Raw genomic sequence first — 12,244 nt, 5'->3', positions numbered from 1 at the left:
GGATCAGCCGGCCAGCAGCTTCCACGCGACGAGCGCAAGGGTGACGGCTAGGACAATGCGAATGATGCGTTCGTGCAGCCTCGGCGCCAGAAGGCTTCCCAGAATGATGCCGGGAATCGAGCCGACGAGCAGGGCAAGGAGCATCGCCCAGTCGATCTCACCAATCAGCCAATAGCCGGTGCCGCCGATCAGGGTCAGGGGTACGGCGTGGACGATATCGGAGCCAACGATCTCGCGCACATCAAGCCTCGGATAGAGCACGAGCAGGATCGTCACACCGAGCGCACCGGCGCCAACCGAAGTCAAGGTGACAAGCACGCCGAGACAGAATCCGAGAATGACGGTGAGGGCAAGAATGGTCGTCGGCCGCGGCGGGTTGCGTCCGCCGATGGCGCGGCGCGCCAATTGAAGGATCGGGCCGCGAAAGATCAGCATGATCGCAGTCATGACGAGAAGCCAACCGAGGGCTGATGTAATGGTGTTGGTCACGCCGATGCTCTTGCGATCGACACCTGCCAGCAGCCAGAGCATCAGCAAGGCGGCCGGGACGCTGCCGGCGGCGAGACTGCCGACGATCTTCCAGTTGACGCGCCCATGCATGCCGTGAACGGCGGTGCCCGCCGTCTTGGTGATCGCCGCATAGAGAAGATCGGTGCCGACGGCAGTTGCCGGATGGACGCCGAAGAGCAGCACCAGCAGGGGTGTCATCAACGAGCCGCCGCCAACGCCGGTAATGCCGACGAGGGCGCCTACAAACAGTCCCGAAATTGAATAGAGAGGCTCGAATGTCAAGCAAGCGCCTCCGACGGCGCCTGGCCACGGGGATTGTGGTAGGTGAAAACTGGCACTTCGTTCGGTCCCGCCTCTCTTTGTGACGACCGGTAAATTGCGTGCGGGACGGAGTCAAGCTCACGACCACGTGTCCTGGAAATCATGGACGGCAGCGAAACTTGATGTTTCGCTTGACGGTGACATGCGCTAAGAGCGGCTGACCATTGATAGAATAAGCCGGACCTTGGCCGCCATGACAGACAAAAAACCCTTCTACATCACCACCGCGATTTCCTATCCGAACGGCAAGCCGCATATCGGCCACGCCTATGAACTGATCGCGACCGATGCAATGGCGCGCTACCAGCGCCTGGACGGCAGGGATGTCTTCTTTCTGACGGGCACCGACGAACACGGCCAGAAGATGCAGCAGACGGCGCGCGCCGAGGGAATCTCCGCGCAGGCGCTCGCCGACCGCAACTCCGGCGAATTCGAGGCAATGGCGAAGCTGCTCAACGCCTCCAACGATGACTTCATCCGCACCACGCAGGAGCGTCATCACGAGACGTCGCGGAATATCTGGAAGCTGATGGCCGACAATGGCGACATCTACAAGGACAGCTATGCCGGCTGGTATTCGGTGCGCGACGAGGCCTATTACCAGGAAAGCGAGACGGATCTGCGCGCCGACGGCGTGCGTTACGGCCCGCAAGGCACGCCCGTCGAATGGGTGGAAGAGGCAAGCTATTTCTTCAAGCTCTCCGAATACCAAGACAGGCTGCTTGCCCACTACGAGGCCAATCCCGATTTCATCGGTCCGGCCGAACGCCGCAACGAGGTGATCTCCTTCGTCAAGTCGGGCCTCAAGGACCTGTCGGTCTCGCGCACGACCTTCGATTGGGGCATCAAGGTGCCGAACGACCCTGCGCATGTCATGTATGTCTGGGTGGACGCGCTGACCAACTACATCACGGCGACGGGCTATATCGAGGACAAGAATGGTCCGAGGGCGAAGTACTGGCCGGCCGATGTGCACATCATCGGCAAGGACATCATCCGCTTCCACGCGGTCTATTGGCCGGCCTTCCTGATGTCGGCGAAGCTGCCGCTGCCGAAACGCGTTTTCGCCCACGGCTTTCTGCTCAACAAGGGCGAGAAGATGTCGAAGTCGCTCGGCAACGTCGTCGATCCGGTCAATCTGGTGAACCATTTCGGGCTCGATCAGGTGCGCTACTTCTTCCTGCGCGAAGTCTCCTTCGGTCAGGACGGCAGCTATAGCGAAGAGGCGATCGGCACGCGCATCAATTCCGATCTCGCCAACGGCATCGGCAACCTCGCCAGCCGGTCGCTGTCGATGATCGTCAAGAATTGCGACGGCAAGATCCCGGAATGCGGGGCGCTGACCGACGAGGACAAGGCGATGCTGGCCCAGGCCGACGCGCTGCATGCATCGACGCGCGAGGACATGAGCAAGCAGCTCATCCATCGCGCGCTCGCCTCGATCATTGCAGTCGTTTCGGAGGCCGACCGCTATTTCGCCGGCCAGGCGCCCTGGGCGTTGAAGAAGACGGATCCGGCGCGGATGGGCACGGTGCTGTACGTCACGGCCGAGGTGGTGCGCCAGATCGCCATCCTGCTGCAGCCCTTCATGCCGGAATCGTCGGGCAAGCTGCTCAATCTCGTCGCCGCGCCTGGCGACAAGCGCGATTTCGCCGCGCTTGGCGAGGCTGGCCGTCTTGTTGCCGGGACGGCGCTCGAAGCGCCGACGCCGGTCTTCCCGCGCTATGTGGCTCCGGAGGCCTGAGGCCGTGCTGATCGATACCCATTGCCATCTCGATTTTGCCGACTTCGAAGCGGAGCGGGACGAAATTGTCACGCGCGCCCACCAAGCCGGCGTCAAGCAGATGGTGACTATTTCGACGCGCGTGCGCAAGCTCGACGGGCTGCTCGCCATCACCGAGAAATATCCGTCGGTATTCTGCTCCGTCGGCACGCATCCGAACAATGCCGGCGACGAGCTGGACATCCAGACCGAAGACCTGGTGCGCCTGGCGAAGGCGCATGAGAAAGTGGTGGCGATCGGCGAGGCGGGCCTCGATTATTTCTACGACACGCAGACACCTGAAGACCAGCAGACCGGCTTTCGCCGCCATATTGCCGCCGCTCGGGAAACCCAGCTTCCGCTGGTCATCCACAGCCGCAGCGCCGATGCCGACATGGCTGACATCCTGACCGAGGAAACGGGGAAGGGGGGCTTTCCCTTCATCCTGCATTGCTTCTCGGCAGGACCGGATCTGGCGCGCACTGGTGTCGAACTCGGCGGCTACATCTCTTTCTCCGGCATTCTGACCTTCCCGAAGTCGGAAGAGCTGCGTGAGATCGCCAAGACGATCCCGCATGAGCGGCTGCTGGTGGAAACGGACGCGCCCTATCTCGCGCCGAAGCGCTGGCGCGGCAAGCGCAATGAGCCGTCCTATGTCGTCAACACGGCCGAAGTGCTCGCCGAGACGATCGGCCTTTCCTATGCGGACACCGCACGGATCACGACGGAGAACGCTTTGCGCCTGTTCTCGAAAATGCCAAGGATTTAGCAGGTGCTCTATCGGCGGCGCTTCACCATTCTCGGCTGTTCGTCGTCACCGGGCGTGCCGCGTATCACTGGCGACTGGGGCGCCTGCAATCCCGACAACCCTAGGAATCGGCGCACACGCGCCTCGTTCATGGTGCAGCAATTCGCTCCTGATGGCGGTGTGACGACCGTCGTCATCGACACCGGGCCGGATTTTCGCGAGCAGATGATCAGGGCGGGAGCCGACCATGTCGATGCCGTGCTCTACAGCCATCCGCATGCCGATCATATCCATGGCATAGATGATCTGCGCGGCTATTTTCACAATACGCGCCGGCGAGTGCCGATCTACGCCGACCAATTTACGATGGACAGGCTGCGTGAAGCCTTCGGTTATTGCCTGGAGACGCCGCCGGGCAGCAACTATCCGCCGATCGTGCTGCCTGTCGTCATCGAAAATCTCAACGAACCCGTCGAAATCCGCGGCCCCGGCGGCAAGATCGATTTTTTTCCGCATATCCAGCAGCATGGCGATATCAATTCGCTCGGCTTCCGCATCGGCGATGTAGCCTATTGTAGCGATATCAGCGATTTCCCGCCCCAGACCGTCGAGAAACTGCAAAATCTCGATGTGCTGATCATCGACGCCCTGCAGTACACCTATCATCCAAGCCATCTGTCGCTGGAACAGTCGCTCGACTGGATCGGCCGGCTGAAGCCGAAACGGGCGATTCTCACCCATATGCATACGCCGCTGGATTATGCCGCGGTGATGGCGCAGACGCCGGACCACGTGGTGCCGGCGTTTGATCAGATGAGCTTCGAGACGGAGTTTTTCGCTTAACCCAGCGCTGCAGCGTGCTTACACGCGCGCGGCAGGATCGGGGACTGAGCCCCGACCCTGGCACAGGTCACTGCATATAGGGAAGGACCTCGACGGCGCCGCGGTAGATCATGTCGAGCGAGACGTAGAGGATGATCAGCAGACCAATATAAGCGATCCAGCGATGGCGGCCGAGCAGCCGGGCGATCAGGTTTGCGGCAATACCCATCAGTGCGATTGACAGGGCGAGGCCGATGACCAGGACGCTCGGATGTTCGCGCGCAGCACCGGCAACGGCGAGCACGTTGTCGAGCGACATCGAAACGTCGGCAATGACGATCTGGGTTGCCGCCTGGAAGAAGGTCTTTTTCGGCGCGCCTTCGCCGCTTTCCGCTACGCGATCCTCGTTATGGCCGTCGCGAAGCTCGCGCCACATCTTCCAGCAGACCCAAAGCAGCAGCAGACCGCCGGCCAGCAGCAGGCCGACGATCGCCAGCAGATAGACGGCGACACTGGCAAAGAGAATACGCAGGACCGTTGCGGCAAGAATGCCGACGATGATCGCCTTGCGCCGTTGCGTGGCCTCGAGGCCGGCAGCGGCAAGACCGATGACCACAGCGTTGTCGCCGGCGAGAACAAGGTCGATAGCAATGACCTGCAGCAAAGCCGTCAGACCGGCTGCCGTGAAGATGTCCATATGAAATGTCCCCAATGCGTCGAAAGCCGTGCTAGCGTCTCGATGGTTTGACGTCAACCGCCGAAGGCTGCAACAGACGGTGCGATTCACCGCCTGGTGTATCTGAAAAAGGACCGGCGGCAACGTTATGGAACTGCCATGGAATGCCGCCGATCCGTCCCACTGCCGTGGAACATTCATCTCGGCTGCCGGTTCTTCAAGTCAGAAACCAGGCGTCGGGTCCGACGGCTGGAACAAGACATCGAGAGGAGCGTTCCGTGAGCAACATTCACCACGATACGAACCCGGGTTCTTCAGGCCCGATGGGCGGCGGCAGTCTTACCGCATTTTTCGACAGCCGGAACGAAGCCGAATCTGCGATCTCCCGTCTCGAGGACGCAGGTGTGCCGGTCGCGAGGATCAGATTGATGCCGGGCTATGAAGCGGATGGAAGGAATGCCGGCGCCATAAGCGACGACCGCAGCGGCTTCTTCGACGCGCTGGCCGACTTCTTCTTCCCGGATGAAGATCGCGCGATGTATGCAGAAGGGCTGCGGCGAGGCGGCTTCCTGGTTCAAGTCAACGATATCGACGACGCGCTCTATGAGACCGTTCACGATATTCTCGACGATGAGGGCAGCATCGACATTGATGAGCGGGCAGATCTCTGGTTATCGGAAAGCGGCCGCGAAGGCGGATCCAATACCGGTTTTGCCGGCACAGCCCGTGGCGGCAGAGCCGCGGACGACCTGGCCGTGTCCGAAAGCGCGTTCGAAGATGAAACGCGACCGGTCGCGATGCGCGACACCACGCATGGAAGCGCCAAGGTCCGCGCCTATACCTCTCCCGGGGTCGGCTCGCCATCGACCGATGCCGATCGGCAAACGCAGACGCAAGGCGGATCGAACCAGAGTCAGGGATTCCGACGCGATCACTGATGTCCAGTTCCAGGCATGAGAGCCGGCGACGTTCGCTCTAGCTCATATTCGAAGGAGACGTCCATGCAATCCTCCATCAATCGCGACGGTTTCTTTCCGCCGGATCCCGATGAGCTGGTCGCGGAAGGCGAGCCGCCCTTTGCCGATGCCGCCAGCGCAACCGCGCGTGAGAAGGCCGAGCACGATCTCGACCTCCTGCAGCACGAAGTGAGGCTGTTGCGCGCCCGGCTCGGCATTTTGCGCGAAGATGCGGAATCGGCGCTGAAAGCCCAGGCAAACCTGATAGACGCAAGCGCCCATGTCCAGCTCGGCAGCTATCCCTGGGCAAAGCTCGCCTTGGCCACGGGCGCGGCGTTCATCGCCGCCAGAATCGTTCGCAGCCTTCCGTTCGGCGTTTTGCTGGCCGGATTTGCCGGCCAGCTCTCCGAGACGAGACGGTGGTGAATGGCTGACCATCCGATACGCTCGGTCATCCGACAACTCGGAGAGAGCGATTTGCGGCCCGCGATCCGACTGCGGGCCGCACTTCGCAGCTGTTGCCCCAGATTCATTTCTGACATTACCAACCGTCGCCGGCACTGTGCCGCAGGGAGTCTGCAGGCCGGGGAGGGCGCCCCGATGATACGTCACCGAGACAAGGATCGGCAATGATCGTAGCTGGGCAACGATCAGCCTGCCTCGGCCAGACTGGTTCGTCGATTGACGTTGATGGCGTGACACTTCACAAAGTGCCAAGCCTCTACAGCACAAGCGGCACCGTCCCGGGGAACACGATCACATGCGCAGCAACGACGACCGCCACCGCTTGCGGAAGATATTCACAGTCCTGACGGTCGGGTTTTCCACGCTGCTGCCAATCGGTATTAATCCTGCTTCCTCGGCCGAGTCATCCGGATCCTCAGCGCCGATCCGCGTCATCATCGAATTGCCAAATGACGATTCCGGTCGCGCTCTGGTCGATCGGATCGTTCCCGGCAATCAGGAGCCCACGCGGCCAGTCGCCGTCTCACCGGCGCCAGCACCGCCGTCGATCGCGACCTCACTGCAGGATTTGCGCCAGCGCTTGCTCTCGCTCGTCAACGCAGTTCCAACCCTTCCGGGACAGATCCAGGCGGCGATCCGGCTCTTCCAGACAGACAATCGTATCGACCCTGTCGGTCTGATCCTGGCGGTCACAGTCTTCGTTGCTGGCGGATTTCTCGCGCAGCGCATCGCCTGGTGGTCGGGGCGAGGGCTTCTTCATTTTATACTGACCGCACCTGCCGACACGGTCCGGCAGCGGATCAAACTGCACGCCGGGCGGCTGTCAATGGGGCTTCTCGCATTGATCGGCTACCTCATCGGAAGCCTCGGCGCCTTTATTCTTTTTCCATGGCCCGCTGTGTTTCGCGATGTTGCGCTTATTCTGCTGTCAGCTGCGCTCATGGTGCGCCTCGGCGTGCTGGCGGGCCGCATTGTGATCGCGCCGGGCGCCCGCCTGCCGCATATGCGGCTTGTGACCCTTGTGACGTCGCTTGCGTGGTTCTGGTACTACTGGCTCCTTGCAACGGCCGCGCTGTTAGCAACCGGCTGGGCCACCATCGAAGTGATTCAGACGATCGGGGCTTCAGCCATATTGGTCGATCTTTTTACCGCGGCATGGCTCGCGGTCGTCTCGATCGCGCTGATCGCGATGATCTGGCTGCGGCAGTTTCGTTCCGACGGGCCGCCGGTGAACCGGCTGATCAGCGTCGGCTTCAGCGCAGGCATCATTCTCTCGTGGCTGTTATGGGTGTCGGGACTGCGTGCTGCATTCTGGACGGTGATCGTCATTGCGCTTCTGCCGCTGACGGTATCGGTAACGCGCGATATCACTCGGCGCATCATTATGAATTCGCAGGATGAGCGTGCGGTGGAGGATCCGGCCATCTTGGGATGGTCGGTCGTTATCATGCAGACGTTGCGCAACGGCCTTATCGTGGTTGCCGCGCTGCTCATCGCCCGCTCGTGGGATGTCAATCTCGGTGATCTTGCCGCAGCCGAAACGATGACCACACGTCTGATCCGCGCGGGAATCCGAATCGTGATCGTCTTGCTGGTGACCGACGTCATCTGGAAGCTCGTCAGCACTCTGATCGACACGCAGATGGAAGTGGCGTCGAGAAGCGTGAATGCAGGCCACCAGGAGGGGCCAGAGGCGCGCCGTCGTCAGCGGTTGAATACGCTTCTTCCCATTCTTCGCAACGTGCTGTTCCTCGCGATCGGCGCTGTCGGCTTTCTGATGATCCTGGATGCTGTCGGCATTCAGATCGGGCCGCTGCTTGCGGGCGCCGGTGTCGTCGGCATAGCCGTCGGCTTCGGTGCGCAAACGCTCGTCAAGGACATTATCTCCGGTGTCTTTTATCTGTTCGACGATGCCTTTCGGATTGGAGAATATATCCAGGCGGCAAAATACAAAGGTACTGTCGAAGGATTTTCGTTGCGATCGATCCGCTTGCGACACCACCGCGGTCCTGTCACCATCGTTCCATTCGGCGAACTCGGCGCGGTGCAAAATCTGAGCCGCGACTGGGTCATCGACATCATCACGCTTACACTGAACTACGACAGCGACCTCGAGGAGGTTCGCAAGACCATCAAGCGCATTGGCGTCGAGCTTCTGGACGATGCTGAGCTCGGGCCCCACATCATCGAGCCCTTGAAAATGCAGGGCATCGAGCAGATGGCGGACTATGGCGTGCAGATAAGGCTGAAATTCATGGCAAAACCGGGCGAGCAGTTTGGCGTCCGCCGAAAGGCGCTTGCCATGCTGAAGAAGACCTTCGCCGAAAAGGGCATCCAGTTTGCAACACCGACGGTACATGTCTCCGGCGGAACGGCCGATGCAGCGTCATCCGCTGCCGCGTCGGAGCTGCAGAGACCACCAAAACCCGTCTTGCCGATTGAGGAGTGACAACCCGCAATTGGGCTCCATCCCCTTGACCGACGGCGCTATATTGCTGATTGAATATGTCGAGAAGGTCTGCCCCTGGCGATCCCAATTGGCACCGGAGCAACTTGGACGCTGACAATCGGATGCTGACAGTCACGTCTACATTCAGCTACGTCCTCAAGCGGCAATGGTGTCGAGCGTTTCGGCGCGGCGGGCGATAGCATCTGAGGCAGCGTTTTCGGGCAAGGATGTCCAAAAGTGCCTCCTGAAGGCGAAAGCGGGTTGGCGAAACGGCTGTCTTGGCCGTCCACTCGCTCGTTTTCGCTGATTTGCGCGCTGAAATCAGTCACTTCCGATAAGTACTGCTTATCGGAAAGCCAGGAGCAACCTGGAGCATCATAGGTAGTGACGAACTGCCATCCAGAACCTTCTGCGACCAATCTCGGACGCCGGCATCGCGCTGGCCCGTCTCGACGAGCGGGTTGCACGGCGCCACCAAAGATACTCGCACCCCGACCCACGAGCTGACCATCGCCCGCGACGTTCTGAAAACCCGCCGACGCATTGCAGCGCAGCCGTCCGGCTGGGCGCTGTCGGCGGCATCTCCTGGGGATGTACGGTGTCGAGTAACGCGAAATTACATCGCCACATCTTCGCCAGATGTCGGCTCCCGACCTTGGCCCGAGGCGCCTTCTCAAGATCATGTTCGACGCCGCCGTCGCGGCGGCGGACCTGATCGAGGGAATCCGTCGGCATCTCCCAGCGACGAAGCGATTCCGGTGGAGGCACGGTGGTGTTAGTCCGAGGAGCCGTAACGGGGTGAGGGGTGCGGCAGCTGGATAGGTGGCTTCAGTTGAGCGTCTGCAGGGTGGTCTCCCTGCACGTCACTCGCAAGTGCCCGAGATCTCGCATATCGAGCTTGTCCCATGGAACCGCTTTTTTGCTGCCGGATTTTTCCGCCCCTATCGCGGTCAGTACCGCGCGACCGATGGCAAGCGCCGACAGCCGCTCAAAGAAACTGTAGGCGCCGAGGTGATATTCGACGACATAGAGGTCCGCGCCGCGCGCTTCAGCCTTGACCTCTTCCACACGGCCAACGGCCTTGCCGTCAACGTCGTAGACCTGTTTTCCCAGCAGCAGTTCGAGTCGAACCTCGTTCATGATTGCCCTCCCGGGATCCACATAATAATGTGGCGCTTCAGCCAATCCTGACACTGCTCCAATGGCGTCTCGCGACGATCCACATTCACTTCGATGTCGATCCCAACGTCTCTCACTTTTGCCCAGGGCACGCGGAAAGCCGTGATGTTATCATCTTTGCCAGCCGCTCGGTAAAGCCAAAGTAGGAAGCGATGCGGCCGGCGGCCCATCCGTCGCGACAGCGTCACACCGCCCATTTCGATGAACGCGACTTTGGGAGCGTCGCCGTCAGAAAGGCTGAGGACGACGCCGTCTGCCTTACCGATACGATTTTGTTCCTTGTCGACCATTTGCTTGTCAAGGACGTCGCGGATCAAAAGCATATTATCCTCCTAAGATCTGCAGGGGAAGGGTTATCAGGGCGACGATGAACGACAAGCCGATAATGACCAACACGGCGGTATTGCTGATCCATCCATTACGGTGCTTTCCAACAAAATTGCGATCGTTCATCAAAAACAGAAACGGAATCACGCCGAAGGGCAATGCCAACGCAGTGATCGCCATTGAAAAAATCGTCAGTTGCAGGGGATCGACGCCAACCGCGATCGGCAGGACTGCGATGCCGATGAAGCCTGTATAGACAAGCGCGAATGCCGGATCGGTGCGGGGCTTGGCATCTTCCGACCAATTCCAACCAAAACCCTGGGCAACCAGGTACGCCTGGCCAAGGCTTGCTTCGAGCGCGGCGCCAAAGCAGCTGATTCCGAGCGATGCGGCGAAAAGGTAAAAACCCCATTTTCCCAACGCTGGGGTCAATATCGGCGCAATCTGGTCATATCCTTGGATGTCGGTGATGCCGCGCGGCGGAAAGACGAGTGCCGCCACGATCAGGATTGACGCTGCAATGACGGCGCCAAAGCTCATCCCAACCGTCGCGATCACCCGATTAACGCCAAGGAAGCTCTTATCCCACTTTTCCTCGATCGCGCCTGACGAGTAAAACAAGAACAGAAACGGGGCTATCACGGCTCCGAGAATGCTGACAGCAATGAAACCATAGTGCAGCGGCTCTTTTTCGGGCAGCGTCGGCACCAGCCCTTTTGCCACCTCCAGCCAGGGCGGATCCATGACAAACACACCCACCACGAAGCATACTGCCACCAAGCCCATGACGGCAACACCATCTTCGATCATGCCGAATGTGCCCTTCCAGAGCAGAAGCCATACGGTCAGGGCGACCGGCAATGCCCACCACTGAAAGCCGGCACCGCTAACAAACTGCAGTGCCAGCGCAATCCCACCAAGTTCTGAGGCGAGGACGAGCAGATTGACGATCGAGATTATCAACAAAGTGACCAGGAAGTAATTCGCTCCAAAACGTTCCCTCATACCATCGGCAACGGTGTGATGGCTTGCAATGGCAAATCGACCCGACATTTCAATCAGGAAAATCAGACAGACAGTGCCGACGACAATGGGCCAAAGCAGGCTGAACCCATAGGCCGCTCCCGCCTGGCTCGATGTTGCGATCTGGCCTGTTTCGATAAATCCCCCGACGCTGGTGACTATCCCCAGCGAAATCTGAAGCAGCTTTTTCATCCGCCGGCACCAGGGAGTTTACGCTGGTCGACCTCGTAGCGATGAAGCTCAACAAGATTTTGATGGGCCTGCTCGAAACGCCCATGTCCGATCTCGTCGTGCGCCGCGGCGATCAATCCATTGAGCCTGACGACAGCCGCTCTCGCTTGGTCATATCTCGGGGTTTGCGGCAGTTGCGATGAAAGATGCGATATTTCCCTGTGGCATCGTTGCACGGCAAGATCGGTGAAGCCTTCTGGAACACGTCCGCCAAGGCGGGCATCGAGGATCATCTCGGCGCTGGCGCTCCACATGAGGATTTCCTGCACTTGCCTGCGAGACTGCTCATCCTCGTTCGAACAGGAGACGAGTGACAGCAATAGAACCGTAGACAACGCTCTATTCGACCACCGCGAACTTCGTTTCAATGTTCTTCCTGGAGCGATGCGAACGTGACCTTGGCCTGCATGTGCCGTATCGCCGGGCAGTGCGACGTCGCGAGATTTCGGTGCTCGTCTGTCGCGAGTAGAGGAGGTGCGCGCCGGGAAAATCTGGGCCAAGATGCGCTCCGTGCGAAGAATGCGCCGAAATGACGGTTTGAGTTACCAATCAACCGTTTAAGATCATTTTAGTTCCGCCTCATGCGAGGGAGCGGTTCTGTTCGCATACATCATTCGGTTCCATAATCTACCTTATGCAATTTTGGTGTGTAGCGGCTATTTAGTAATGCGACAGTTGGGCCAGTTAGAGATGCGACAGTCTCGCCTCTCGACGTTCTGGTCAACGCCAACGTTGGGAGCAAGGATGACGACCTTCAGCCTGGTCGAGACCATGA

At 59.9% G+C, this 12,244-nt stretch carries 12 protein-coding genes; 6 read left to right on the top strand and 6 right to left on the bottom strand.

The window, feature by feature from the left end:
* Window positions 1-3: 3 nt before the first annotated feature.
* Window positions 4-792, bottom strand: coding sequence for a sulfite exporter TauE/SafE family protein (locus HJC04_RS29385; protein ID WP_210631318.1), 789 nt, complete (start codon window positions 790-792; stop codon window positions 4-6).
* A 232-nt stretch (window positions 793-1,024) separates the two neighbouring features.
* Here HJC04_RS29385 and metG point away from each other — a divergent pair, with 232 nt between their 5' ends.
* The 3 genes from metG to HJC04_RS29370 are packed head-to-tail and all read left to right on the top strand — an operon-like array spanning window position 1,025 to window position 4,184.
* Window positions 1,025-2,575, top strand: coding sequence for a methionine--tRNA ligase (gene metG / locus HJC04_RS29380; RefSeq protein WP_210631319.1), 1,551 nt, complete (start codon window positions 1,025-1,027; stop codon window positions 2,573-2,575).
* 4 nt (window positions 2,576-2,579) lie between these two features.
* Window positions 2,580-3,362, top strand: a complete 783-nt coding sequence (locus tag HJC04_RS29375; protein WP_210631320.1) for a TatD family hydrolase — start codon at window positions 2,580-2,582, stop codon at window positions 3,360-3,362.
* A 3-nt stretch (window positions 3,363-3,365) separates the two neighbouring features.
* A complete protein-coding gene (locus HJC04_RS29370; RefSeq protein WP_221147697.1) occupies window positions 3,366-4,184 on the top strand; it encodes an MBL fold metallo-hydrolase in 819 nt (272 codons plus the stop codon).
* Window positions 4,185-4,251: 67 nt separating this feature from the next.
* Here HJC04_RS29370 and HJC04_RS29365 read toward each other — a convergent pair whose 3' ends face one another.
* Window positions 4,252-4,860, bottom strand: a complete 609-nt coding sequence (locus tag HJC04_RS29365; RefSeq protein WP_064802665.1) for a TerC family protein — start codon at window positions 4,858-4,860, stop codon at window positions 4,252-4,254.
* Between the two features lie 257 nt (window positions 4,861-5,117).
* Between HJC04_RS29365 and HJC04_RS29360 the strand changes: the two genes are divergently transcribed.
* The 3 genes from HJC04_RS29360 (at window position 5,118) to HJC04_RS29350 (ending at window position 8,709) form a co-directional block, all read left to right on the top strand.
* Window positions 5,118-5,777 carry a hypothetical protein gene (locus HJC04_RS29360; RefSeq protein WP_210631322.1) on the top strand — a complete coding sequence of 220 codons (660 nt, stop codon included), beginning with the start codon at window positions 5,118-5,120 and terminating at the stop codon, window positions 5,775-5,777.
* A gap of 63 nt (window positions 5,778-5,840) precedes the next feature.
* Window positions 5,841-6,221, top strand: a complete 381-nt coding sequence (locus tag HJC04_RS29355) for a hypothetical protein (RefSeq protein ID WP_221147696.1) — start codon at window positions 5,841-5,843, stop codon at window positions 6,219-6,221.
* Between the two features lie 334 nt (window positions 6,222-6,555).
* Window positions 6,556-8,709, top strand: a complete 2,154-nt coding sequence (locus HJC04_RS29350; protein ID WP_221147695.1) for a mechanosensitive ion channel family protein — start codon at window positions 6,556-6,558, stop codon at window positions 8,707-8,709.
* Between the two features lie 828 nt (window positions 8,710-9,537).
* On the opposite strand, the gene HJC04_RS29345 is transcribed toward HJC04_RS29350, so the two are convergent.
* From HJC04_RS29345 to HJC04_RS29330, 4 genes are read right to left on the bottom strand one after another with little or no spacing between them, the layout of a single operon-like run.
* On the bottom strand, window positions 9,538-9,849 hold the full coding sequence (locus HJC04_RS29345; protein WP_221147694.1) for a PRC-barrel domain-containing protein: 312 nt from the start codon (window positions 9,847-9,849) through the stop codon (window positions 9,538-9,540).
* A complete protein-coding gene (locus HJC04_RS29340; RefSeq protein WP_210631326.1) occupies window positions 9,846-10,211 on the bottom strand; it encodes a hypothetical protein in 366 nt (121 codons plus the stop codon). Before HJC04_RS29340 ends, HJC04_RS29345 begins: the two co-directional genes overlap by 4 nt.
* Before the next feature lies 1 nt (window position 10,212).
* On the bottom strand, window positions 10,213-11,430 hold the full coding sequence (locus tag HJC04_RS29335) for an Nramp family divalent metal transporter (RefSeq protein WP_210631327.1): 1,218 nt from the start codon (window positions 11,428-11,430) through the stop codon (window positions 10,213-10,215).
* Entirely contained in the window at window positions 11,427-11,969 is a 543-nt protein-coding gene (locus HJC04_RS29330; RefSeq protein WP_221147693.1) for a hypothetical protein, read from the bottom strand. The genes HJC04_RS29335 and HJC04_RS29330 overlap by 4 nt, the downstream gene beginning before the upstream one ends.
* Between the last annotated feature and the right edge of the window lie 275 nt (window positions 11,970-12,244).

It is taken from the genome of Rhizobium sp. NLR8a, assembly GCF_019685235.1.
Taxonomy (GTDB): Bacteria; Pseudomonadota; Alphaproteobacteria; order Rhizobiales; family Rhizobiaceae; genus Rhizobium.
Note: the sequence above shows the minus strand (reverse complement) of the source record. Positions and strands in the feature narration are given on the sequence as shown.

Bases quoted from the DNA above. Each gene is read 5' to 3' on its own strand.
- HJC04_RS29335 (WP_210631327.1), bottom strand. From the start codon at position 11,430: ATGAAAAAGCTGCTTCAGATTTCGCTGGGGATAGTCACCAGCGTCGGG.
- HJC04_RS29345 (WP_221147694.1), bottom strand. From the start codon at position 9,849: ATGAACGAGGTTCGACTCGAACTGCTGCTGGGAAAACAGGTCTACGAC.
- HJC04_RS29365 (WP_064802665.1), bottom strand. From the start codon at position 4,860: ATGGACATCTTCACGGCAGCCGGTCTGACGGCTTTGCTGCAGGTCATT.
- HJC04_RS29355 (WP_221147696.1), top strand. From the start codon at position 5,841: ATGCAATCCTCCATCAATCGCGACGGTTTCTTTCCGCCGGATCCCGAT.
- metG (WP_210631319.1), top strand. From the start codon at position 1,025: ATGACAGACAAAAAACCCTTCTACATCACCACCGCGATTTCCTATCCG.
- HJC04_RS29350 (WP_221147695.1), top strand. From the start codon at position 6,556: ATGCGCAGCAACGACGACCGCCACCGCTTGCGGAAGATATTCACAGTC.
- HJC04_RS29340 (WP_210631326.1), bottom strand. From the start codon at position 10,211: ATGCTTTTGATCCGCGACGTCCTTGACAAGCAAATGGTCGACAAGGAA.